The organism is Streptomyces sp. NPDC048057 (genome assembly GCF_040653095.1).
In the GTDB taxonomy this organism is placed as follows: Bacteria; Actinomycetota; Actinomycetes; order Streptomycetales; family Streptomycetaceae; genus Streptomyces.
Map to the genome: position 1 here is coordinate 17215 of NZ_JBEZNF010000024.1, position 23448 is coordinate 40662.

23 protein-coding genes and 1 pseudogene are annotated in these 23448 nt (G+C 71.4%); 16 read left to right on the top strand and 8 right to left on the bottom strand.

Annotation, left to right across the window (positions count from 1 at the left end; genetic code table 11):
• Nucleotides 1–27 precede the first annotated feature (27 nt).
• The 9 genes and pseudogenes from AB0E05_RS26330 (at nt 28) to AB0E05_RS26370 (ending at nt 9791) form a co-directional block, all read left to right on the top strand.
• Nucleotides 28–932 (top strand): annotated as a pseudogene (locus AB0E05_RS26330) (XRE family transcriptional regulator).
• Nucleotide 933: 1 nt separating this feature from the next.
• Entirely contained in the window at nt 934–1956 is a 1023-nt protein-coding gene (locus tag AB0E05_RS26335; RefSeq protein WP_361967740.1) for a transcriptional regulator, read from the top strand.
• A 54-nt stretch (nt 1957–2010) separates the two neighbouring features.
• Nucleotides 2011–2439 (top strand): DUF3151 domain-containing protein, encoded by a 429-nt coding sequence (locus tag AB0E05_RS26340; RefSeq protein WP_361967742.1) that lies wholly within the window; start codon nt 2011–2013, stop codon nt 2437–2439.
• Nucleotides 2440–2615: 176 nt separating this feature from the next.
• Nucleotides 2616–3476 (top strand): tryptophan 2,3-dioxygenase family protein, encoded by an 861-nt coding sequence (locus AB0E05_RS26345; RefSeq protein WP_361967744.1) that lies wholly within the window; start codon nt 2616–2618, stop codon nt 3474–3476.
• On the top strand, nt 3469–4716 hold the full coding sequence (gene kynU, locus AB0E05_RS26350; RefSeq protein WP_361967746.1) for a kynureninase: 1248 nt from the start codon (nt 3469–3471) through the stop codon (nt 4714–4716). Before AB0E05_RS26345 ends, kynU begins: the two co-directional genes overlap by 8 nt.
• A gap of 624 nt (nt 4717–5340) precedes the next feature.
• On the top strand, nt 5341–6255 hold the full coding sequence (locus AB0E05_RS26355; protein WP_361967748.1) for an alpha/beta hydrolase: 915 nt from the start codon (nt 5341–5343) through the stop codon (nt 6253–6255).
• A gap of 69 nt (nt 6256–6324) precedes the next feature.
• Nucleotides 6325–7161 carry an NAD(P)H-binding protein gene (locus AB0E05_RS26360; protein WP_361967750.1) on the top strand — a complete coding sequence of 279 codons (837 nt, stop codon included), beginning with the start codon at nt 6325–6327 and terminating at the stop codon, nt 7159–7161.
• Between the two features lie 300 nt (nt 7162–7461).
• Complete coding sequence (locus AB0E05_RS26365) at nt 7462–8178, top strand: response regulator transcription factor (protein WP_361967752.1); 717 nt, start codon at nt 7462–7464, stop codon at nt 8176–8178.
• Nucleotides 8175–9791 (top strand): HAMP domain-containing sensor histidine kinase, encoded by a 1617-nt coding sequence (locus AB0E05_RS26370; RefSeq protein WP_361967754.1) that lies wholly within the window; start codon nt 8175–8177, stop codon nt 9789–9791. The genes AB0E05_RS26365 and AB0E05_RS26370 overlap by 4 nt, the downstream gene beginning before the upstream one ends.
• A 92-nt stretch (nt 9792–9883) precedes the next feature.
• Here AB0E05_RS26370 and AB0E05_RS26375 read toward each other — a convergent pair whose 3' ends face one another.
• Nucleotides 9884–10378: a MarR family transcriptional regulator gene (locus AB0E05_RS26375; RefSeq protein ID WP_361967756.1), complete on the bottom strand. Its 495-nt coding sequence runs from the start codon at nt 10376–10378 to the stop codon at nt 9884–9886.
• 105 nt (nt 10379–10483) lie between these two features.
• Between AB0E05_RS26375 and AB0E05_RS26380 the strand changes: the two genes are divergently transcribed.
• Both AB0E05_RS26380 and AB0E05_RS26385 read left to right on the top strand, forming a co-directional pair.
• Entirely contained in the window at nt 10484–11428 is a 945-nt protein-coding gene (locus AB0E05_RS26380) for an ABC transporter ATP-binding protein (protein ID WP_361967758.1), read from the top strand.
• Nucleotides 11429–11520: 92 nt separating this feature from the next.
• On the top strand, nt 11521–13038 hold the full coding sequence (locus AB0E05_RS26385; protein ID WP_361967941.1) for an ABC transporter permease: 1518 nt from the start codon (nt 11521–11523) through the stop codon (nt 13036–13038).
• A gap of 47 nt (nt 13039–13085) precedes the next feature.
• Here AB0E05_RS26385 and AB0E05_RS26390 read toward each other — a convergent pair whose 3' ends face one another.
• The 6 genes from AB0E05_RS26390 to AB0E05_RS26415 all read right to left on the bottom strand — a co-directional run bounded on the left by AB0E05_RS26390 (nt 13086) and on the right by AB0E05_RS26415 (nt 18635).
• Complete coding sequence (locus AB0E05_RS26390; protein WP_361967760.1) at nt 13086–13442, bottom strand: GntR family transcriptional regulator; 357 nt, start codon at nt 13440–13442, stop codon at nt 13086–13088.
• Between the two features lies 1 nt (nt 13443).
• On the bottom strand, nt 13444–14427 hold the full coding sequence (locus AB0E05_RS26395) for a DUF1648 domain-containing protein (RefSeq protein WP_361967762.1): 984 nt from the start codon (nt 14425–14427) through the stop codon (nt 13444–13446).
• A 150-nt stretch (nt 14428–14577) separates the two neighbouring features.
• Nucleotides 14578–15783: a cytochrome P450 gene (locus AB0E05_RS26400; RefSeq protein ID WP_361967764.1), complete on the bottom strand. Its 1206-nt coding sequence runs from the start codon at nt 15781–15783 to the stop codon at nt 14578–14580.
• Between the two features lie 197 nt (nt 15784–15980).
• The gene (locus tag AB0E05_RS26405) at nt 15981–16649 is read right to left on the bottom strand and encodes a response regulator transcription factor (protein WP_361967766.1); all 669 of its coding nucleotides are present in this window, start codon (nt 16647–16649) and stop codon (nt 15981–15983) included.
• Nucleotides 16646–18001, bottom strand: coding sequence for a histidine kinase (locus AB0E05_RS26410; RefSeq protein ID WP_361967768.1), 1356 nt, complete (start codon nt 17999–18001; stop codon nt 16646–16648). Before AB0E05_RS26410 ends, AB0E05_RS26405 begins: the two co-directional genes overlap by 4 nt.
• 106 nt (nt 18002–18107) lie before the next feature.
• On the bottom strand, nt 18108–18635 hold the full coding sequence (locus AB0E05_RS26415) for a hypothetical protein (protein ID WP_361967770.1): 528 nt from the start codon (nt 18633–18635) through the stop codon (nt 18108–18110).
• Nucleotides 18636–18817: 182 nt separating this feature from the next.
• Here AB0E05_RS26415 and AB0E05_RS26420 point away from each other — a divergent pair, with 182 nt between their 5' ends.
• Nucleotides 18818–19096 (top strand): hypothetical protein, encoded by a 279-nt coding sequence (locus tag AB0E05_RS26420; RefSeq protein ID WP_361967772.1) that lies wholly within the window; start codon nt 18818–18820, stop codon nt 19094–19096.
• A 597-nt stretch (nt 19097–19693) separates the two neighbouring features.
• Here AB0E05_RS26420 and AB0E05_RS26425 read toward each other — a convergent pair.
• Complete coding sequence (locus AB0E05_RS26425) at nt 19694–20230, bottom strand: flavoprotein (RefSeq protein ID WP_361967774.1); 537 nt, start codon at nt 20228–20230, stop codon at nt 19694–19696.
• 118 nt (nt 20231–20348) lie between these two features.
• Between AB0E05_RS26425 and AB0E05_RS26430 the strand changes: the two genes are divergently transcribed.
• The 4 genes from AB0E05_RS26430 (at nt 20349) to AB0E05_RS26445 (ending at nt 23411) form a co-directional block, all read left to right on the top strand.
• Complete coding sequence (locus AB0E05_RS26430) at nt 20349–21518, top strand: helix-turn-helix domain-containing protein (protein WP_361967776.1); 1170 nt, start codon at nt 20349–20351, stop codon at nt 21516–21518.
• Nucleotides 21519–21934: 416 nt separating this feature from the next.
• Nucleotides 21935–22171, top strand: a complete 237-nt coding sequence (locus AB0E05_RS26435) for a hypothetical protein (protein ID WP_361967777.1) — start codon at nt 21935–21937, stop codon at nt 22169–22171.
• A 121-nt stretch (nt 22172–22292) separates the two neighbouring features.
• Nucleotides 22293–22607 carry a hypothetical protein gene (locus tag AB0E05_RS26440; RefSeq protein WP_361967779.1) on the top strand — a complete coding sequence of 105 codons (315 nt, stop codon included), beginning with the start codon at nt 22293–22295 and terminating at the stop codon, nt 22605–22607.
• Nucleotides 22608–22826: 219 nt separating this feature from the next.
• Nucleotides 22827–23411 (top strand): DUF4352 domain-containing protein, encoded by a 585-nt coding sequence (locus tag AB0E05_RS26445; protein ID WP_361967781.1) that lies wholly within the window; start codon nt 22827–22829, stop codon nt 23409–23411.
• The last annotated feature ends 37 nt before the right edge of the window (nt 23412–23448 follow it).

A 23448-nucleotide genomic window follows, 5' to 3' on the forward strand; every position in this document is an offset into this window, starting at 1 on the left:
ACCCCGCCCGACGAAACCTCGGTTGTTCTGGAGTGCGAAGTGAAACGTCGTACATTCCTCACCGATGCCGCTGGAGCTGCCATAGCTCCAGCCGTCACCTCTGAATTGCTCAGCGCTGGATTCACGGCCCGATTGCAAGGGGGCCCGTCCGTCGAATCCTGGGAAGCCAAGCTGGCCACGTACGGCGCGGAGTACATGAGCTTGGGTCCCGCGGACATCCAGCGGCGCGTGGCTCGTGAACTCGTCGTCGTGCAACAGCAGTTGGAACGCCCGCAGTTGTGGTCGGTGGCCGCTCGCCTCATGACGCTGTACGCCAAGACGTTCCCGGGCTCCGACGGCTCCAAGGCGGTGCACTGGTACCGGACGGCGGCGGAAGCGGCGGATCGCTCGGGCGATGACGAGACGCGGGTGTGGGTTCGCGGGCGGGCGGCGATCGCACTTGGCTACGAAGGTGCGTCACTCGGCATCGCCGACATCCTTGCAGACCAGGCGTTGGCGATCGGCAAACGACCGTCCCTGGGGCTCCTGAACGCCATCTTCGGAAAGGCACACGCGGCGGCGATCCGAGGGGACGCGACCACGGCGACCTCATGGAGCAAGGGCGCAGAGTCTTCGACAAGGCCCACTCGTACGAGCAGACCAGCGACTACGCGGTTCCGTGGTGGCGGCTCAACGTGTTCATCTGGCTGCTGGCTGCTCGGCTCGGAGACGAGAGCGCGGCGGTTGCTGCACAGGAAGCGGCCAGGCGGGAGCTGCCCGGCGAACTCCCGCGGTTCGCCACTCATCTTGAGATGCACCGCGGGCTCATGCTCGCTCGCTCCGGCGACGTGTCCGAAGGGGTTGCGTATGCAAGGAACGCCTTGAGCGCGCTGCCCGAGGAGAAGCAATCGCTCACCCTCCGTCTCCTCATGACCGAGGTGGAGGCGTCCTGACATGTTCCTATCTCGTCGCAGCGCAGTCACTGCCGGTCTTTTCTCCGTTGCGCTGACGATTCCGAACTGGCCCGATGTCGTGGGGCGGATGGAGATGGTTCGGCGGGGTTCGTCGCCGCGGATGGGGATGTCCGATGTGGAAACGGTCATCGCGATGACGGAGCGGATCTCCGAGCTGGATGACCAGTTCGGGGGTCGGCACGCCCGTCCGATGGCGGCGGCTTTTCTCGTCAACACGGTTGCGCCGTATCTGCGTGCGGACGCGACGGACGCGGTGCGCAAAGCGATGATGGCCGCGGCGTCCGACCTCTGTTACCTCACCGGGTACATGGCCGTCGACGAAGGACTTGAAGGGCTGGGGCAGAAGTACTACCTGAAGGCGCTGGAGTTGGCCGGTGCGTCCGAGGACCACCTGACGTACTGCACCACACTGCGCGGAATGAGTGTGCAGGCCGTCGATCTCGGTCACGGAAGTTCGGCGTTGCGGTTGGCGAATTCCGCTGCCTCGGCCTCTCCCCAGGCCGGCCCCCGGATGCGGGCATTCCTCGCGGGGCAGCAGGCGCACGCGGCGGCGCAGAGCGGGGACACGTCGGACGCGCTGCGCTATCTCAAGGAAGCCGAAGCCGCCATGGACAAGGCGGAGTCCCGGGAAAAGTCCTTCGGGTCGTACGATCCCGCTTCGCTCCACTACCACATCAGCCATGTGCGATATGAGCTGGGCGACCTCCCCGGCGCGATCGACGCGATGAAGGAATCCGACAAGCTCTGCTACGAGATCTACCGACGCTCCCGCGTCAAGGAGCGCGCAACGCTCGCCGAATTCCAGATCCAGCACGGGCACCTGGAGTCGGCGTGCGCGACGTGGAATCAGGCGCTGGACGAGTATTCGCTGGTGAAGAGCGGGCGGGTCGACCGGAGGATGCAGCGAATGGTCGGCATGATTCGACCGCACCTCGAAAACCAGCACGCGCGATCCCTCTACGAGCGGGCGCGAACCGTGATTCCGCCGTCACTCCTCGCGTAGGCGCCGCCGGGCACCCCGCACGGCACGCACCCCGCATGCGCGAGACTGGGGCGCATGTCCATTCACGAGAACCTGCTCGGGGGACCCCCTCCGACCCACCTGCCCGACGACCCCGAACCGCGCGAGCTGCTCGCCTCCGGGACCGACCCCTCCGAGGTCGCCGCGAAGTACCCGACGTCGTCCCTGGCCTGGGCGCAGCTCGCCGACGACGCGTTCGCGAAGGGGCGGGCCGTCGAGTCGTACGCGTACGCCCGGACGGGGTACCACCGCGGGCTGGACGCGCTGCGGCGCAGCGGCTGGAAGGGGCACGGGCCCGTGCCCTGGGAGCACGAGCCGAACCGCGGGTTCCTGCGGGCCCTGAACGCGCTCGCGCGCGCCGCGGGTGCCATCGGGGAGCAGGAGGAGTACGAGCGCTGCTCGACCTTCCTGCGGGACTCCTCGCCGCTCGCCGCGGACACCCTCGACGCCAGCACGACCGGCTGAGCCGGACGACCGCGGCCGTCACCCGGACGGTCCCGGCCCCGACCCGTGCCCGACGATCTTCAGGTCCAGATGCCTGGAGGGGGCACGGGTCAGGCCCTAAAATGCGCCGTAGGGGACCGGGGCTCCCGAGCCAACAGGAAGGAGCGGACCGCTACCCGGACAGTCAGGAGACAGCGATGTCCCAGTCCGCAGCAGCCGCCGCCGCGCATGACGCGCGCGACGCGACCGCCGTCCCGCACCTCGACTTCGCGGGTACGACCCCTTACGAGGACTACGTCCAGGCCGACGTCCTCACCCACCTCCAGCACACCCTCTCCGACGACCCGGGAGAGATGGTCTTCCTGGTCACCACCCAGGTGATGGAGCTGTGGTTCACCGTCATCGTCCACGAGTGGGAGACCGCGACCGGCGCCCTGCGCGAGGACCGCGTTCCCGTGGCGATAGACGCCCTGAAGCGCTCCGTGCGCGAACTGGAGGCGCTGAACGCCTCCTGGCGACCCCTCGGACAGCTCACGCCCGCGCAGTTCAACGCGTACCGCAGCGCGCTCGGCGAGGGGTCCGGCTTCCAGTCGGCGATGTACCGGCGCATGGAGTTCCTGCTCGGTGAGAAGTCCGCGTCCATGCTGGTGCCGCACAAGGGCGCGCCCCGGGTGCACGCCGAGCTGGAGAAGGCCCTCGCGCAGCCGAGCCTGTACGACGAGGTGCTGCGGCTGCTCGCCCGCCGCGGCAAGGCGGTGCCGCAGGCCGTGCTGGAGCGGGACCTCTCGCAGCGGTACGAAGCGGACGCCGGCGTCGAGGCCGTGTGGGCGGAGATCTACGGCGATCCCGACGCCAACGGCGAACTGCTCCGCCTCGGCGAAGCGCTCACCGACGTCGGCGAACTGGTGTGGCGCTGGCGCAACGACCACCTGGTGGCGACCCGGCGCGCGATGGGCGCGAAGGCCGGCACGGGCGGCTCCGCCGGCGTGGCCTGGCTGGAGAAGCGGGCCCGCAAGAACGTCTTCCCCGAGCTGTGGACGGCCCGTAGCCATGTCTGAGACCACTTCCGAGACCGCCTACGAAGGCATCCGCTCGCTGCGGGAGCGCGCCGCCGCGCTCGACGCCGTCGACCCGCTCGCCGCCCGGCGCGACCTGTTCGCCCTCGACGACGGCGTGGTCTATCTCGACGGCAACTCCCTGGGCGCCCTGCCCGCGCACGTGCCCGCCCGCGTCGCGGACGTCGTCCAGCGCCAGTGGGGCGAATTGCGCATCCGCTCGTGGACGGAGAGCGGCTGGTGGACCGCGCCCGAGCGGATCGGGGACCGGATCGCGCCGCTGGTCGGTGCGGCGCCGGGGCAGGTCGTGGTCGCCGACTCGACCAGCGTGAACGTCTTCAAGGCGGTCGTGGCGGGCGTACGGCTGGTGGGCGACCCGCGCCGTACGGACGTCGTGGTCGACGCGACGACGTTCCCCACGGACGGGTACGTCGCCGAGTCCGCCGCCCGGCTCACCGGGCACCGGATCGTGCCCGTGGACCCCGCGGACCCCGCCGCGCTGCGGGCCGCGCTCGGTCCCACGACCGCGGTCGTCCTCCTCAACCACGTCGACTTCCGCTCCGGCCGGCTGCACGACCTGCCGGCCCTGACGGCGGCGGTGCACGACGCCGGCGCGGTCGTGGTCTGGGACCTGTGCCACAGCGCGGGCGCGCTGCCGGTGGGGCTGGACGCGCACGGCGTGGACCTCGCGGTCGGCTGCACGTACAAGTACCTGAACGGCGGGCCCGGTTCGCCGGCCTTCCTGTACGTCGCCGAGCACCACCAGGCCGCCTTCGACTCGCCGCTGCCCGGCTGGAACTCCCACGCCGACCCGTTCGCGATGAGCCGCGACTACGCCGCGGTCGACGGCGCGCGCCGCGGCCGGGTCGGGACGCCCGACATCCTCTCGATGCTGGCTCTGGAGGCGGCGCTGGACGTGTGGGAGGGCGTGACGATCGAGGACGTACGGGCGAAGAGCCTGGCGCTGACGGACTTCTTCCTGCGGTGCGTGGCGGAGTACGCGGGCGGGTCGTCGGTGACGTCGGTGACGCCGGCGGAGCACGCGGCCCGCGGCAGCCAGGTCGCGCTGCGGTGCGGGCAGGCGCCGGCGGTCATGGACCGCCTGATCGCCCACGGCGTGGTGGGCGACCTGCGCCGCCCCGACCTCCTGCGCTTCGGCTTCGCCCCGCTGTACGTCCGCTACGCCGACGCGGAACGCGCGGCGGCGGTGCTCGCAGAGGTCCTCACGGAGGCGCGCGCCTGACGGCGCGCGTTGCCGTGTGCGGATGCCCCCCTGTGCCCTGCGGGTACGAGGGGGCACCTCAGCGCCACCTGACGTGGCCGCCGTAGCCCTGAGGGCGCGAAGGTCTCTGCGGGTGCGCTGTGGTTGTTCGCGCAGTTCCGCCCCCTGTGCCCTGCGGGCACGGGGGGACCCCCAGCGCCCCTGTTTCGCTGCCCCGTCAGTCGTCTGCGGACCGTGGTGGGCTTCTCGCGGAGTCCCTCCCTGTGCTCTGCGGGCACCGGCCCGCAGGTAAGTGACGGGGGCAGCGAAACAGGGGCGCGGGGAACTGCGCGACAAGCCCACCACCGGGCCGCGGAGGCCAACGCTCCCGTAGCGCTACGGCGGGTATGTCCAGGGGCGGGGGCCCGCGCCCTCTGGGGGCGTGCTCGCAGGGCACAGCGGGAGGGAACCGCGCGAGAACCCGCCACGGGACGCGCAGGCCAACGGTCCCGCAGGGAAACCGTCACGGACGGGCCGCCGGCGCGGCGCGGGGCGCACTCGCGGGGCGCCGGGCGCGCGGGCGCGCCCCGGGCGCCTGGTAGCGTCCGCGCTGGTCAGATAGTTTCCGCGGTAAGTCCGCGGCTCCATCGGAAGGTTGGGATCCGCATGCCGGACGCAAGCGCGCCGGACCCGGGTGCCGCCGCGGCGGCCCGTGACGCGGTCGAGTCGGCGTCCGTGTTCGCCCATCCCGCGGTCGCGCCGGACGCGACCGCGGCGTACGGCGAACACCCGGACCAGCTCGTCGACTTCTACGTGCCGCGCGACGTGCCCACCGAGGGCGCCCCGCTCGTCGTGCTGCTGCACGGCGGGGCGTGGCGTGCGCCGTACGACCGGGTACACGTGAGCCCGTTCGCGGACTTCCTGGCGCGGCGCGGCTTCGCGGTCGCGAGCGTGGAGTACCGCAGGGGGCGGGAGGGCGCGCTCCCGCAGCAGCGGGCCGCGGGGCAGGACGCCCCGGTCGCGGGGCGCTGGCCGGAAACGTTCGACGACGTCGCAGCGGTGATGGACGCGCTGCCGCAGCTCGCGCCGCGCGCGCTGCCCGGCGTCGATCTGCGGCGCACGGTGGTGACCGGCCACTCGGCCGGCGGTCAACTCGCGCTGTGGGCCGTGGCCCGGCACGTCCTGCCCGTGGACGCGCCGTGGCGCCTGGCGCAGCCGCCGCGGCTGCGCGGCGCGGTGGCGCTGGCTCCCATCGCGGACCTCGCGCTCTCCGTCGAGCTGGACGTGTGCGGCGGCGCGGTGGGCCAACTCATGGGCGGTGAGGGGGACTTCGTCCAGCGGTCCGCCGTCGTCGACCCGGCGCGGCTGTTGCCGACGGGCATGGCGACGGCCGTGGTGCACGGCCGGGACGACATCGTGGTGCCGGTCGCCGTCTCGGAGTCCTTCGTCACGGCCGCGGCGAAGGCGGGGGAGATGGTGGGGCTGACGCTGCTGGAGGACGTCGGCCACTTCCCGTTGATCGATCCGGCGACGGACGCGTGCGCGGTGGTCGTGGAGGAGATCGCCCAACTGGCCTGGTGAGGTGCGTACGGCTCGCCCCACGGCCACTTGCGGACCGTAGCTGTCCGCAAGGCTTCCTACGGTGAAGCCATGACGAATCTTGTGGCAGGAGCGACCGGTACCGTCGGACGACAGGTCGTCGCCGAACTCTTGCGCGGCGGGCACGCCGTCCGCGCGCTGACCAGGGACGCGGCGCGGGCCGACTTCCCCGACGGCGTCGAGGTCGTCCAGGGCGACCTGACCGACCCCGACTCGCTCGTGGACGCGCTCAAGGGCGTGACCGGGCTCCATCTGATCACCTTCGGCGGCGAGTACCTGGTGCCGCTGGACACCGGGCCGCGCATCGTGGAGCTGGCGCGGGCGGCCGGGGTGCAGCGGGTCACCGTGCTCAACGGCGGTGGCGAGACCCCGCTGGAGAACGCGGTGCGCGCCGGCGACCTGACCTGGACCGTGGTCATGCCGGTGGAGTTCATGGCGAACGCGCTCGCCTGGGCCGACGGCGTCCGCGCACGGGACGAGGTGCGCGAGCCCTTCGTGGACCGGCTCAGCGCGATGGTGCACGAGGGCGACATCGGCGCCGTCGCGGCGGTCGCGCTCACCGAGGACGGGCACGGCGGCCGTACGTACGTGCTGAGCGGACCCGAGGTGCTGACCGTACGGGAGAAGGTGGACGTGCTCGCCGCGGCCCGCGGACGGGCGGTGGCGCTGGTGGAGTTGAGCGAGGCGGAGGCGCTGGCCGAGTGGCGGGCGGCCGGGCACTCGGACGAGGTCGTCGACTTCCTGCTGGAGGTGTACCGCGACACCCCCGAAGTCGGGCGTACGGTCAACCCCACCGTCGAGCAGGTCACGGGCCGCCCCGCCCGCACCTTCGCGGAATGGGCCCGCGACCACGCCGATGCGTTTCGCGCAGGAACAGGTGAGCAGTGACGGGCAGCAACTGAGTATCAACTGAGTGGCGATCAGTAGGCGGTGAACGGGGCGGGCGCGGGAAAGTTCCGGCCGGCTATCACTGCGTGATGACCGGTGGTGAATCGCGCCACCCCGCCCACTGCCGAGGTCGTACGGCATGCCTCGACGCGCCCTGTCTCCAGTTGGCCAAAAACCGCTCCCACCTGGCCAAATGATGAAGAGAATATGAAGCGAAGTTCTATGCCCGATGAAAGGAAGCCTTAAGTCATTTCGGCGTAAGGTCCGGGAGAGCACGGAATTCACGTCGAAGGAGTTCCCTTGAACCCTCGCATCCTGGTCGCCGAGGACGACGCCAAACAGGCATCGTTGATACGCGTCTACCTGGAACGCGAAGGCAACGAGGTCCATCTCGTCTCCAACGGCAGGGCCGCCATCGACCACGCCCGCATGCACCGGCCCGACCTCATCGTGCTGGACCTGATGATGCCGCTCGTGGACGGGCTCGACGTCTGCCGCGTCCTGCGCGCCGAGTCCCAGGTCCCGATCCTGCTGCTCACCGCGCGCACCACCGAGGAGGACGTCCTGCTCGGACTGGACCTCGGGGCCGACGACTACATGACGAAGCCCTACAGCCCGCGGGAGTTGGCGGCGCGGGTCCGGGCGCTGCTGCGGCGCTCCCGGGTGACGTCCGGGGGCGCGGCGAGCCTCCCCGGCGCGGTCGGCGGCGACGACATGGTGATCGACCCGCACCGATTCGAGGTGCGGATCGCTGGGGAGGCGGTGCCGCTCACGGCCAAGGAGTTCGCGATCCTCCAGGTGCTCGCACTGGAGCCGGGGCGGGTGTTCACCCGGCGGGAGATCATCGAACGGGCCTTCAGCGCCGAGGAGGGCGTCCTGGAGCGGACCGTGGACGTCCACGTGGTCAACCTGCGCCGCAAGTTGGAGGCGGACGGCCGCCGCCGGCGCTTCGTGGAGACCGTGTACGGGCGGGGGTACCGCCTGTCGGTTCGACACGTGTCCGTGCCGCAGCCGTGAGTTTCCGGCTGAGGGTCGTCGGGCTGCTGGTGGTCGTGGCGGTCGTCTCGGCGGCCTTGAGCACATGGATGACCTGGCGTCAGGCGGCGGGGCAGGTCGCGGAGATGGCTACGTCGGACATGGCGGAGGTCGACAGGATCGCCGACAGTCTGAAGCAGTACGCCTTCTCGCACGGCACGTGGGACGGCGTTGCGCCGAGGGTGCTGCAACTGTCCAAGGACACGGGTCAGCGTATTCGTCTCACCGTGGGGGAGGAGTTGGCGATCGCCGACTCGGACGCGCTCACGGGACGGAAGCCGCGTGACTTCAGTTCGCGGCCCGTGGCCATCGTCGATCCGGTTCCCCAACTGATTCCGTACGACAGCGCCATGATGACGAGGATCGCGCGCACGACGGAGCACGTCGCCAATTACCGGGCCTACTTGATCCAGGTGCAGTGCCTCACCCGTGCGGGCAAGGAGCTCTTGGCGATGCCGAACAAGTACGGCATGCCCACCCTGCGAACGACCATCTCCATCTCCGACGGGTGCGAGGTCCGTCGCACACCGCCCGCCGAGGCGTCCGACCGCAAGGCCACCGAAGCGTGCGCCGCTGCGCCCCGGGACAAGCTCAACGACTGTCTGCAACTCGCCTTTCGCGAGAGCGTGGAGAAGGGCAGCCCACAACGCGCCGAGATCTACCTCGGGGTGGGGAACCCTCCCCCTCCCCGGCTGTCGGTGGCCCCGGTCGCCGGCCTTGCCGCCAGCGTCGCCGTCGTCGTCGCCCTCGCCGCCGTCCTCCTCACCCGGACCGTCCTGCGGCCCGTCCGCACCCTCACCGCCGCGACCAGCTCCCTCGGTCAGGGCGACCTGGGGCGGCGCGTGCCCGTCGAGGGGCGGGACGAGATCGCCAGGCTGGGGCGCGCCTTCAACCGGATGGCCGGGTCGATCCAGGCCGGCGAGGAGCGTCAGCGCCGGCTGACCGGGGACATCGCCCACGAGTTGCGCACCCCGCTGGCGAACATCCGCGGTTACGTGGAGGCGTTCCAGGACGGCTATCTGGAGCCCACGTCCGAGCTGTTGGCGTCCCTGCACGAGGAGGTGATGCTCCAGCAGCGCATCGTGGACGACCTCCAGGACCTGGCGCTCGCGGAGGCGGGCGCCCTGACGTACCACTTCGCCGCCGTGGACCTGGGCGACCTGCTGGAGACGTGCCGCGTCGCGCACCGGGCCCGCGCCGAGGAGGCGGGGGTGCGGCTTGAGGTGTCGGTCGGTGCCCGGCCGGTGTCGGTGAGCGCCGACCAGTACCGGCTGCGGCAGGCCGTGGGGAACCTCGTCAGCAATGCGGTACGGGCCACTGCGCCGGGCGGCGCGGTGACCCTGGAGCTGGCCGGAGTCGGCGAGCGCGCGCTGGTGCGGGTGCGGGACACGGGTGCCGGGATACCGCAGGAGAACCTGCCGTACCTCTTCGACCGGTTCTGGCGCGGGGACGCGTCGCGCGGTCGGCGGACCGGGGGGAGCGGGCTGGGGCTGTCGATCGTGCGGCAGATCGTCCGGGACCACGGGGGGTGGGTGGACGTGACGAGCACGGTCGGCAAGGGGACCACGTTCACGGTGACCCTGGAACGCCTGTGAGACGACGGCACTGGAACGCCTGTGACGGCGGCCCGGGAGCGCTCGTGACGACCGCTGCGTGACCCCCGGCCTCCGAACTCGTCCCTCGGACCTCAGCTGCCGAAGAGTTCCTCACGGTGCTCGCGCCACCGGTCCATCATCAGCGGCAGCTCGGTCTTGACGAACTCGAAGAACGCCAGCGTCTCCGCCAGCCGCTGCCCGGCCGGGGAGTCCCGGCCCACCGACGCGACGCCGTCGCGCAGGGTGTCCTCCCAGCGCTTGAGGATCTGCTCGCGGCTGCCGATCGCCTCGTACCACTGGTCCGAGTGGACCCGGTAGCGCTCCCGCCGCGAGCCGGGCTCGCGCTCGCGCGAGAGCATCGCGACGTGGGAGAGGTAGCGCACCGCGCCCGACACCGCCGCCGGGCTGACCTTGAGCTGCTCCCCGATCTCCGTCGAGGTCATCACGCCGCTGTCGGAGACGAGGATCGCGGCGAAGACGCGCGAGGGCATCCGGGCCATGCCCGCGTCCACCAACTGCGCGGCGAAGCGCTCGACGAACGCTGAGACCACCGCTTCGTCCCGCCGTTCGTCCTGCTTCTGCTCCATGGCTCGACCTCATCTCCCCTGGTCGCCGTACCCATGCCGTCCCCTCCCGACTTTATACGGTTTCTTAACTTCACAAATTTCTGAAGAAACCGTACGCTCAAAACCATGACGAAGGCCATCACCGTCTCCGGGCTGCACAAGTCGTTCGGGCGGACGCACGCGCTGGACGGGCTCGACCTCACGGTCGAGACCGGCGAGGTCCACGGCTTCCTGGGGCCCAACGGCTCCGGCAAGTCGACCACCATCCGGGTGCTGCTCGGACTGCTGCGTGCCGACGCCGGCGCGGCGCAGATGCTCGGCAAGGACCCCTGGCGGGACGCCGTCGACCTGCACCGCCACCTCGCGTACGTCCCCGGTGACGTGACCCTGTGGCGCAACCTCTCCGGCGGGGAGGTCATCGACCTGTACGGCAGGCTGCGCGGTCACCTCAACGCCACCCGCCGGACCGAACTCATCGAACGCTTCGAGCTGGATCCGACGAAGAAGGGTCGTACGTACTCCAAGGGCAACCGCCAGAAGGTCGCCCTGGTGGCCGCCTTCGCCTCCGAGGCGGAGGTGCTGATCCTCGACGAGCCGACGTCCGGGTTGGACCCGCTGATGGAGGAGGTCTTCCAGAGCTGCGTCGCCGAGGAGCGCGACCGCGGGCGCACCGTCCTGCTCTCCTCGCACATCCTCAGCGAGGTCGAGACGCTCTGCGACCGGGTCAGCATCATCCGCAAGGGCCGCACCGTGGAGACCGGCACCCTCGCCGACCTGCGCCACCTCACCCGCACCAGCATCACCGCCGAGTTGGCCGGGCCGCCGAACGGCATCTCCGGCCTGCCCGGCGTGCACGACCTGGAGGTCGCGGGCCACCGGGTCAAGCTCCAGGTCGACACGGACAAGCTGGACGCGGTGCTGCGGGCGCTGACCGACTCCGGCGTACGGTCCCTGGTCAGCACCCCGCCCACGCTGGAGGAGCTGTTCCTGCGCCACTACGCGGCGGACGGCGGCGCGGACGGCGAGGGCCCGGACTCCGCCGCGTACGACTCGACGGCGGTGGCCCGGTGACCACCGCGTACGCGTCCATCGCCGACCGCGGCCCACAGCCCTTCGCCGGCACCGGCCCCCTCTTCCGGCTCGCCCTGCGCCAGGACCGGGTGATGGTGCCGGCGTGGGTGCTCACCCTCGGCCTGGTCGTGGTGGGCGGGGTCGGCTCCTTGGAGAACCTGTACGACACCCCGGAGAAGCGCGCCGACATCGTCGACTCGCTGCTGACGAACGGCTCGCTGCGGGCGATCACCGGCCCGGCCTTCGACGACACCCTCGGCGGGCTGGTCGCCTGGCGGTTCGGGATGTTCACCCTCACCATGGCCGCGCTGATGAGCGTGCTGATCGTGGTGCGGCACACCCGCGAGGAGGAGGAGACCGGCCGGCAGGAGATGCTGTCGTCCATGGCGGTGGGCCGCCGCGCCTCCCTCACGGCCGCGCTGCTGACCGCGCTCGTCGCCAACACCGGACTCGCCCTGCTGATCACGCTCGGCACCGCCGGGCCGACCGGTTCGACGAGCGGCGCGCTCGCGCTCGGGCTGACCGTCGGCGCGGTCGGCATGCTCTTCGCCGGCGCCGCGGGCATCACGGCCCAGCTCACCGAGAGCGCCCGGCTGGCCCGGGGCATGGCCGGCGGCGCACTCGGCCTGGCGTTCGCACTCAGGTCGGCCGGCGACTCCGCCGAGGCGGACGGGAACTCGGTGCTGACCTGGCTGTCCCCGCTGGGCTGGGCCTCGCAGGTGCGGCCCTTCGCCGGCGAACGCTGGTGGCTGCTCCTGCTGCTGGCCGCGGCCGTGGTGGTGCAGGGCCTGGTCGCGTACGCCCTCGCCGGCCGGCGCGACGTCGGCATGAGCTTCCTGGCGACCCGGCCGGGGCCGGCCGTCGGACGGCTGACCACCGCGACCGGACTCGCCTGGCGGCTCCAGCGCGGCACGTTCCTGGCGTGGACGGCCGCGTTCCTGGTCATCGGGATCGTCTTCGGCGGCATGGCCAGCGGCGCTTCGGACCTCGTCGGCGACAACGAGAACACCCGCCAGATCTTCGAGCGCCTGGGCGGTCAGACCGGTCTCACCAACGCGTTCCTCGCCTCGATGATCGGCATGTTGGGCATGGTCGCCGCGGTGTACGTCGTCTCCGCGGTGCTGCGGCTGCACGGCGAGGAGACCTCGCAGCGCGCCGAGCCGATCCTGGCGAACGCGGTCAGCCGCTCCGGCTGGGCGGTCGGACACCTGTTGATCGCCTTCGGCGGCGGCGCCGTCATCGTCGTGGCCGGCGGCCTCGGCGTCGGCATCGGACACGGGGAGTCCTTCGGCTCCGTGCTCGGCGGCGCCCTGGTGCTGATCCCGGCGGTCTGGCTGGTGGGCGGCGTCGCGGTGGCGTTGTACGGGCTGCTGCCCCGCTTCGCCGCCGTGGCCTGGGCCCTGGCCGGCCTGTGCCTGGCGATCGGCTGGATCGGCCCGGCGCTGGACCTGCCGGACGCGGTGCTGGACCTGTCGCCGTACGCCCACCTGCCGAAGATGCCGGGCGCCGAGATGAGCTGGCCGCCGGTGCTGGTGCTCACGGCGCTGGCCGTCGCGCTGGTGGGCACGGGACTGGTGGCGCTGCGCCGGCGCGACATCGAGACGACGTGACCGGACGACGTGACCGGTCGACGTGACCGGTCGGCGAGCCGGAGGTCTTACGGCTCCTCTGACCAGCTCGTACGCAGCAGGTCGACGGTCTTGTCCTGCGAGAAGCCGGCTTCGCGGGCCGCCGCCACGAGCTGGCGGGCGGCCTCGCGGAGCCGGGCCTGCGCCGGGGCGGCGACGACGACGGCGCCCCGGCCGCGCCGCAGGTCGATCAGCCCTTCCTCGCGCAGCTGTTGGTAGCCGCGCAGGACGGTGTGGACGTTGACGTCCAGCAGGCGCGCCACTTCCCGGGCGGCGGGCAGCCGGTCGCCGGGGTGCAGCGCGCCGTCGGACAGCGCCCGGCGCACGGAGGAGGCGACCTGCTCCGCCAGCGGCACGGCGGAGCTCGCGTCGATGCGGATCAGCATGTCAACGGACGTCCCGTCGTGCTGCGTCGCCCAGCAGGTCGGTCAGCAGCCCGGCCGCGGTCGCCGCGTCGTCCACGACCACGACGAACTCCTTGCCGTCCGCCAACTCCAGCCACACCGCGGGCCCGGACCGCAGAGCGAGCCCGCGCCGCCCCGGCGCGACCCGGTACCCCCAGCCCCCGAGGTCCGCCAGCGGCCGGGCCTCAGCGGTCCACGCCCGCACGATCCGCTCCAGCGGCACGTGGATCCGCGGCCCCGGCAGCACCGGCGGCCGTACGGTCAGCCCGCTGCCGTCGACGATCACCCGGGAGCCGGGCAGCGCCGCGACCAGCAGCCCCACCGGCGCCAGCCAGAAGCCGGGGCTCCAGCCGAACGCGCCGGCGGCCACGGCGGCGACCGCGCCCAGGACCGCGGCGGCGGTCAACCACCGCGGGCCGACGCTCCGTACCCACACGGCCCGCTCACCCTGCCGCAGCCCGACGGAGGAGGTGACCGCCGGACGGTCGATCCGCGCTGGCGTCTCCTGCTTCCGGGGCACCAGTGCCCGCACCCCGACGGCGGCGACCACGGCCGCCCCCGCGGCCACGGCCAGGTGCCACAGCGGCAGCCGCGCCTCGTCCGCGCTGGCGGCGTCGGCGTTCACCAGCACCGCGACCGTGAAGAGGTACCCGAGAACGACGGCCGTGGCCGCGGACGCCGCGTACAGCACCCGCAGGTCGAGCGCCCGCCGCAGCGCACCGCGGACCAGCAGCGCGCCGAGGCCGAGCAGCACCAGCTCGGACAGGAGCAGGAGCTGCGCCGGGGACGCCGAGCGGTTCACGTCGCCGCGGTCGTCGAAGTGGACGGCCATGGGGTCCGGCAGGTCCGACCACGACGCGGCGAACACCGCGGCCACCACCAGGGCGGCCAGCAGGCAGGGCAGTCCGGCGGACCAGCGCAGCGGGGCGGACGGCGGGGCGTGGGAGGTGTGGTCGGGGCGGTCCATACTGCCTCCTCTTCGGCAGAGCGCCAGGCTCAGCATTGTTTGTATAGGACTAGAACAACTAGAGGATAACCCAGTCTTTGCACCCCGCACGAGGCGCAGGCCCCGGGTCCGTACGGACCCGGGGCCTGCGCCCTGCCAGTTCGTCGCGTCTCACAGCTCCACGCGCAGCTCCGTCACGCCCCGGATCACGTACCCCGGCTTCCACTCCGGCTCCCCGACCATCCGCATCGTCGGCGCCTCGCGCAGCAACTCCCCGAACGAAGCGGCCAGTTCGATCCGCGCCAGCGGTGCGCCCAGGCAGAAGTGGATGCCGGCCCCGAAGGTGAGGTGCGGATTGTCCTGCCGCCCCAGGTCCAGCACGTGCGGCGCGGTGAACCGCGCCGGGTCCCGGTTCGCCGCGCCGAACAGCAGCGCCAGCTCCGAGCCGCGCGGCACCACGGTGCCGTCGATCTCGATGTCGTCCAGCACCCAGCGTTCGAACATCTGCAACGGGGTGTCGTACCGCATCAGCTCCTCCACCGCCGTCGGCAGCAGCGAGTGGTCCGCCCGCAGGGCGGCGAGCTGCTCGGGGTGGCGGAAGAGCGTCCACCAGCCGTTCGCGGTGGTGTTGACGGTCGCCTCGTGCCCCGCGTTCAGCAGCAGCACGCAGGTGGAGATCATCTCCTGCTCGTTCAGCCGGTCGCCCTCGTCGTGCGCGGCGATCAGCGCCGAGATCAGGTCGTCCCCCGGGTCGGTGCGCCGCTTCGCGATCAGCTCCCGCAGATACGCGGAGAACTCCAGCGACGCCGTGACGGCCTTCTGCGCCGTCTCCCGCGAGGGGTTCAGCTCGAACATCCCGCAGATGCCCGCGGACCACGGCCGCAGCAGGTGCCGGTCCGGCTCCGGAACGCCCAACATCTCCGCGATCACCGCCACCGGCAGCGGCTCGGCGACGTCCGCCAGCAGGTCCCCGCCGCCGCGCTCGACGAGCCCGGCCACCAGCTCCGCGGCCAGCCGCCGCACCGTGGGCTCCAGCGCGGCGACGGTCCGCGGGGTGAACGCCTTCGTCACCAGCCGCCGGATGCGGGTGTGGTCCGGCGCCTCCAGATCGAGGATGCCGTGGTCGTTGAGGGTGTGGAAGGGCTCGTGCTCCGGCGGCGGGGGAGTGCGCCCGAACTCCTCGTGCGTGAAGCGGTGCAGATACGTCCGCCCCAGGCGGCGGTCGCGCAGCAGCGCCGACACGTCCGCGTAGTGGGGTACGAGCCATTGCCGGGTCGGCTCGAACCAGTGCACCCGCCCGGCGGCCCGCAGCGCGTCGTACGCCGGGTAGGGATCGGCGACGAAGGCGGGTGACCACGGCTCGAATGTTGCGTCCATATCCGGACGCTAACCCCCGAAATGCCCGTCTGACCAGGGTTGCAACCGGAGCGTGACGTGCGTGACGGGCGGCGGGCGGGTCGCGCGGGCGGGGACGGGTGGCCGCTACGACGGTCGGCCGGGCCGGGACCGGTGGCTGCTACGCGGGCCGGCCCGGAGCGGTGGCTGCTACGCGGGCCGGCCCGGAGCGGTGGCCGCTACGCGGGCGTGACGAGCCGCGCCTCGTACGCGAAGACCGCGGCCTGCGTGCGGTCGCGCAGCCCCAGCTTCACCAGCACCCGGCTCACGTGCGTCTTGATCGTCGACTCGGCGACGACCAGGTGCGCGGCGATCTCCGCGTTCGACAGCCCCTGCGCGATCAGCACCAGCACCTCGGTCTCGCGCTCCGTCAGCTCCCCGACCTGCGCGGGCGCGCCCACCTTCGGCGCCTGGCTGAGCCGGGAGAACTCGGTGATCAGCCGACGCGTCACGGTCGGCGCGAGCAGCGCCTCGCCGGCCGCGACGACCCGTACGCCCTCCGCGAGCTGCCGTGCGGAGGCGTCCTTGAGGAGGAAGCCGGAGGCCCCGGCGCGCAGCGCCTGGTACACGTACTCGTCGAGGTCGAAGGTGGTCAGGACGAGCACCTTGGAGTCGGCGTGCGCGGCGACGATCTCGCGGGTGGCCTCGATGCCGTTCAGCTCCGGCATGCGGATGTCCATCAGGACGACGTCCGGCGTCAGCTCGGCGACCTTGGCGACGGCCTCCCGACCGTTCACCGCCTCGCCGACGACCTCGATGTCCGGCATCGCGTTCAGCAGGACGGAGAAGCCCTCCCGGACCATCATCTGGTCGTCGACGATCATCACGCGGATGGTGCGCTCGCTCACGCCGTGCCCTCCTTGTCGTGCGCCTGCGGGTTCTCGGGCAGCGGTGCGGGCTCGGGCAGCGGCACGGGCACGAACGCGGTCACCTCGTACCCGCCGTCCTCCGTCGTCCCCGCGGTCAGCTCGCCGTTGAGCATGCTCACCCGCTCCCGCATCCCGGTGATGCCGTGCCCGGCGCCCGGCGACGGCTTGACCAGCCCGCTGGGCGCGGTGTTGACCACCCGCAGCCCGAGCCCGCCGAGCACGTACGAGACCTCCACCTTGGCCGACGACCCGGGCGCGTGCCGCAACGCGTTGCTCAGCGCCTCCTGCACGATGCGGTACGCGGACAGCTCGACCCCCGGCGGCAGCGGCCGGACCGCGCCCGTGACCGTCTGCGTCACGTCGAGTCCGGCGTCGCGGACGTTGGAGAGCAGGTTGTCGAGGTCGGCGAGCACGGGCTGCGGCGCGTCGGGCGCCTCGTAGTCCTCCGCGCGCACCACCCCGAGGATGCGCCGCAGCTCGGTGAGTGCGGCCACCGCGTTCTCCCGGATGGTCGCGAACGCCTTCTCCAACTCCTCCGGCGGGTTCTCCACCCGGTAGGGCGCGGCCTCGGCCTGGATGGCGACGACGGACATGTGGTGCGCGACGACGTCGTGCAGCTCGCGGGCGATGGTGGTGCGCTCCTCCAGCAGCGTCCGCTTGTCCCGCTCGACGGCGGTCACGGTCCGCTCGGCCTGCACTTCCTGCTCGGCGGCGCGGACCTCCTGTTCGGCGGAGTGCCGGACGTTGATCACGGTCGCGCCGAGCAGCACCAGCGCGGAGAACAGCAGCATCTGCGGGATGATGCTGTCGTAGTAGCGCGCCATGAAGATGTCGGCGAGCAGCCCCGTGAAGGCGGTCAGCACCCACATCCACACGGCGGTGCGCGGTCGGGTCCGCACGGTCACCACGAACATGATCAGCAGATGCGCGGTGAACGCCGCCGGGGTCCAGGGCCAGAGCCCCCACGATTCGAGCGACGACAGCACGGGCGCGGCCAGCAGCGAACACCAGAAGGCACCGACGGGCCGCACCAGCAACATGAGGGTGATCGCCGCGGGCACCAGGGCCTGCGACAGCACCCGGACGTAGTCCCCGCCGATGAAGGTAGCCGCACTGAGGCACATGACGACGGCGACCGTGATGATCAGGGCGTGCGGCCCCCACTGGGCGCGCTCCCGTATCCGCTCGGGCAGCTTGCGCATCAGGGGCCCGTCGGTGCGCATCGGCGCCAGCGGCCGGTAGGCGAAGGCGTCGTGGAAGAGATCCTGCCGGAGGCCCTGGAGGACCCCGACGGCAAGGCGGTATTCGGGGCTGCGGGTCGTCTCAGTCACAGGTTGAACGGTACGGGGGCAAGGGGCCCGGGTCGTCCGCACAGATATGGATCCTGAGAGGTCCGCCTTGAGGACTACAGGTGTGGTCTTACGACCTAGTCGCAGGTCACAGGCGCTGCTGGCGCCGACGACGGTAGTAGGCGACGGTGACCACCGCGAGGAGCGGACCCCAGGCCAGCAGCGGCAGATAGCTGGCGGTCATGATCCAGTAATGCAGGCCCTCGGGGGACCCGGCAGCGCCCATGTTGTCCGCGCCGTTCCAGTCGAACGCCCCTCGGAACGTGACGAGCGTGACGAGCACCGCACCGATCGCGGCGGGCACGACCGCGGCGAGCACGGGTATCCGCCGCCCGCCGAGGACCGGCACCCACTCCGGCAGCACCTCCCCCCACCGGTGCACCAGCCCCAACGTGAGCAGCCCGAGCACCTCGGCGAGCACGCTGAGCCCGATCAGGTAGAAGGACCCGGCGCCGGGAAAGTTCTCCACTTCGAGGGGCCCACTGCCGAACCCGGCGTCCCACCCGAAGGCGATGGCGACCCGCCACAGCCCGGACGGCACGAGCGTGAGCGCGGCGGCGTGCGCGGCGAGGCGGATGGCGGGGGAGGCGGTGGGGGCGAGTGTGCTCGTGGACATGCGGACTCCCGTGTTCCGGAGGGGGCTGGTGGAACGGGTTGGCTGAACGGCTCCAGCCTCGTCCCCGGCACCCCCTCGCCCCCATCCGCCGATCGGTACATGGATCCTGCCGAGGAGGGGCACGCTTATGCCGTTCGGCAGAGGTGGGCTGGTCCGGTGAGCCGATTCGACGGGGGCGGGGAATGAGACGGTTACGGGGGATGCGGGTGGCCGCCGTGGGGGTGGCCGCCGGCGCGGCGGCGCTGCTGCTCGCGGGATGCAGCCAGCCGACGGACTACAGCGAGATCGTCACCTTCACCGACGAACACGGCCGCGTCTGCACGGCGGCGGTCGTCGTCGACCAGGAGCAGAACGAGGGCGCCGACTACCAGGTCTCCAGCCTCGACTGCGACTACCCGCCGGAGGGCCGCACTCCGGGTCCGACGCGGTACTCGCCCCTGCCGGAGCGGAACGGGGGCTGACCGGCGATCGGCGCTTCTCCCCCGCGGGACCGGCGAACCCGCAGCTAGTAAACCGTTCGAGACGTCCGCCGCGGCCGTGGCACGATGCACCGCATGACGACGACCCGAAAGGCCCATGCCGCGTAGACGGCCATGCCAGGTTCGTGCGGGCGCCCCCGGCAGCCATCAGGCAACAGACGCAAGGCCGGTCATCGACGGCCTGTCCTCGCGTGCACTGTCCGAGATCACCCGCCTTGAGCACACTCGTAACTATCTACAACCAGGCGATGTCAGCCGGGCTGTGGACCGGTGGAAGAACTACGTCCAGCAGCCCGAGCGGGACGTGTGGCACGACGACGAGTGGGGCAACGTGCTCCGGTACTGCTGCGGCGACCCCTTCGAAGCCCGAGCCCTCCTCGACACCGTGATGCAGGCCGTGTCCCCCCGAAGCGCCCGCGAGCTCCGAGAGCTCGTCAGCCGGTCAGACGCCGTCTGGAATCGTCCGTAACAGCTCGCGGATTCCAGCGCAGCTCTGTGGGCACTGCCCGGACGACCCGGCACGGGTGTCCGGGGTGATCGGCCTCGCTGGTTGGTGCGGCACCAGCCATGGCCGACGTCCTACGACCTGGCCACCGCGCCCTCGACCCTGGTCAGTGCGATGTCCCAGGGGTACGGGCGGCGTTCGCCCGGTGCGTTGGGGACGAAGCCGTCGTGGCCGTAGAGCATTGTCACGCCCATGGCTCGGAGTTCTGTAACGCTCTGGTCCACTCTGGGGTGGGCGGCGTACGCGCTGTTCACGCACGGCATCGCGACGATCGGGATGCCCTTCCCGATACCCTCGGCGACCACTCCGACGACGAAGGTCCCGGTGAGACAGAGTGCCCAGTTGTTGAGGGAGTTCGCGGTGACGGGAGCGAAGAGGATCACGTCGGCCCTCGGCCACACGTCGGGCTCCCCCGGACGCTTGTAGCGGGACCGCACCGGGTGCCCGGTCAGTTCCTCCAGCGCGGGTAGCTCGTCCCGGAGCCAGTCCGCGGCCGTCGGCGTCAACCCGAGGCACACGTCCCATCCGCGCGCCTGCGCGGACCGGATGACCTCGGACACCTGGAAGACGGGCGGCGCGGCGGACCCGAACAGGTACAGCGTCTTCGTCATGCGCCCATCCGACCACATCCGATTCCTCCGAGCCGGGTGGGCCGTGGGCGATCCGGGGTCCAACGCCCTTTGGCGCGGGTACGGTTCCGGATGACGAGTCAGGAACGGAGACGTCAGTATGTCCTTCCCCGACGACGAACGCACCGGCCACCGCATCCGCGCCCAACGGCGGCTCGCCGGACTGACACAGCGCGGTCTCGCCGCCCGCATCCCCTACTCGTACAGCCTGCTCAACCAGGTCGAGTGCGGCGCGCGCGAGGCCACAGCCGACTTCTGCACTGCTGTAGCCCGCGCTCTGGGAGTCGACGTCACCACCCTGACGGGTCAGCCCGTGACGACTCCCGACCATGCTGTACTCGCGCCGCTCCGGATGGCACTCGACCTCTACGACATCGGCGCTGACGGGCCCGTCACCGCACGGCCGGTGCCCGTGCTGGCCGCAGCGGCGGACGCTCTGTGCCAGCAGGTACGAGCAACACGCCTCAGGGCAGCAGCGGCCGACCTGGCACCTCTGATCACGGAGTTGACGCACAGCGTCCACACCACTGCCTCCACGCCCGGGTGGCAGGCCCTGGCGTCCACGTACCGAAGCGCCGCCGACATCTCCCTCAAGCTCGGGCACCTCGACCTCTCCCAGGTTGCTCTCGACCGGATGGCCTGGGCCGCCGACCGCGCATCCGATCCGATCCTGGCCGCGATCCGTCAGTACAAGCGCGGCCTCCTCTACAAGGGGAAGGACGACGGTGCCACCGGGCGCCGCCTCGTTGCAGCCGGTCAGGTCCTTCTTACCGGTGAGGCGTCCCGAGAGGCGCTGGCCGTTGCCGGACAACTACACCTCGGTGCGTCCGCTCTTGCCGCGCGGGTGGAGGACGCGACGGCGGTTGAAAACCACGTCGCCGCTGCTCGTGAACTCGCAGGCCGCATTGGCGGAGAGGCGCCCGAGGTTCACTGGCTGTCATTCGGCCACCGCAACGCAGACCTCCACGCCTTCGGCGCGGCCGTCGCCATGCGCCAGTACGACGACGCGCTGACCAAAGCGCGTCAGATGAAGCTTCCGGCCTCGACCTTGACCTCCCGCCGTGCGCGCTTCCTGGTGGACCGCGCCCGTGCTGAGATGGAGACCGGCCACCTCGACGCGGCCCTGAAGCACGTCGCCGCCGCGCGCCGAGCCGCACCCGAGCAGACCCGGCACTACCCGGGCACCCGAGAGACGATCACGGGGCTGGTGCACCTCAGTCGCCGCACGCCCGACACGCTCGACCACATGGCCCGTTGGCTTGGTATCTGACCACGCTCACAGCGCTCACAGAAGTGTGAGCGTTGGACCCTTCCCACGACCCCACGCTGGTTGTCGGCCCAGTCGACGACGAGCGTGGGGTAGAGCATGGCCGATCACGAGAAGTATCTGAGGGCGGGTGACCTGCGCGAGCAGCCGGGTGTGACGCCCGTACCCGCGCCTGCGATGACGATGCGGGTGTATCGCGTCGGTGTGGATGGGACGCGGTGGCCGGTGGAGCGTGAGGTCTGTGTGGTGGCGGGGAAGGACGTGCCGGTTGAGCCGATGAAGTTTCCGCCGTGTTCCTGCCCGCGGTGTGTGCGGGGTGTTCGGTGAGCCTGCGTGTGAGCTTGGTGGACGTGACCCGGGACGTACGTCTCGCGGGTGCCGTGTGCCTGACTCAGCCGGCGAGTGCTGCTGTTGGTGCGTTGCGGGATCGATTGCGGGCCCACATCGTCATGTTGGCCGGGCCTGCTGAGGCGTACGGGCGCAGCCTCAGCGGGGAGTGGTACGGGCAGCACGTCCTGGCCTGTGTCGCGAGCGCGCGGGAGGCGGCGGCCGGGGTCGAGCCCGGCGTACGCATTGATGAGGAACTGCTGCTTCTGGCCGAGTACGTCAAGACGCTGCTCATGTACACCTCGCGCAAGCCGCGGCACAGCGCTTGATCTCCGTGTGCCGGCGCACGGGCAAGGGACCAACGCGCTGGCACACGGGTCCGACCGGCCCCGGCCCTGGTTTCCGATCCCCCGCGACAGGGCCGGGGCCTCCCACCCGCAGGAGAACACCATGCTCACCCTGACCCCCGTCAGCGCCGCCAAGCTGACCGCGACCGACGTCACGACGTGCGAGGCGTGCTGGCGCCAACCCGTCACCACGATCCGCACCGCACCCGGCGTCCGGGACCTGCTGTGCGACACCTGCGCCACAGAAGGCAACCCCGTACGCGTCGAACTCTTCCCGCCCCTCGGGAACTACCGCCTCACCCACCGTCGGCTCGAAGCCGGCAAGCACGGGAAACCGACCCCACAGATGCCACCCGACCAGGGCCCGCACCCACCACGACCGGCGCCGACGCCCACACCCGGCCTACCCCCGGTATAGAAGACGGGCCCTACTCCTGCACTTCGCTATGAGAAGGACCGTTCACGTCCACCCGGCCCGAGGGGCTGCCACCCGGGGTGCACCGTTCTGCCGCCCTTCTGCCTCCAGACCAAGGAGGGCGAACACCACATCACCATCACGAAACAGCCACAACTCCCACGTGATTCGATGGTCCCGCAGATGATGGCGGCTTACACCAGCACCATCCCTGGGGGGATCATGAAACGCGCCGCCGTCGTCACCGCCGTTGCCGTCCTCGGCCTCACGCTCACCGCCTGTACCGACGACGACAAGACGACCGGCGTCGTTGACAAGCCCGACCGCAGCGCCGCGTCGCAGCCGGCCGACAGCCCGAGCGCAACCGCCACCACCCCGGCCCCGGCGAAGGCTGCGAAGGTCGGCGATGCCATCACCATCACGGGGCAGAGCGACGGCGAGCAGGTCCAGGTCACTCTGAAGAAGGTCGCCGACCCGGCGAAGTCGGCCGACGAGTTCTTCAAGCCCGACGCAGGGAAGCGGTGGGTTGGCGCCCAGTTCGAGATCGTCAACACCGGTACCGCCGACTACGACGACAGTCCCGGCAACGGCTCCCAAATCGCTGACGCGCAAGGGCAACGGTTCGAGACCACGTTCGCCGAGATCACAGCCGGGCCGTCGATGACCTCCTCCGCGAAGGTCAAGCCCGGCGCCAAGGTCCTTGGCTGGCTCGTCTACGAAGTGCCCAAGGGCGCGAAGCTCGCCAGCATCCAGTTCAGCATGAACAGCGGCTTTGCTGACGAAACTGCCGAATGGAAACTCGGCTGACGACGCCCGCCATCTCGCGCCCCGACATCCACCGCGG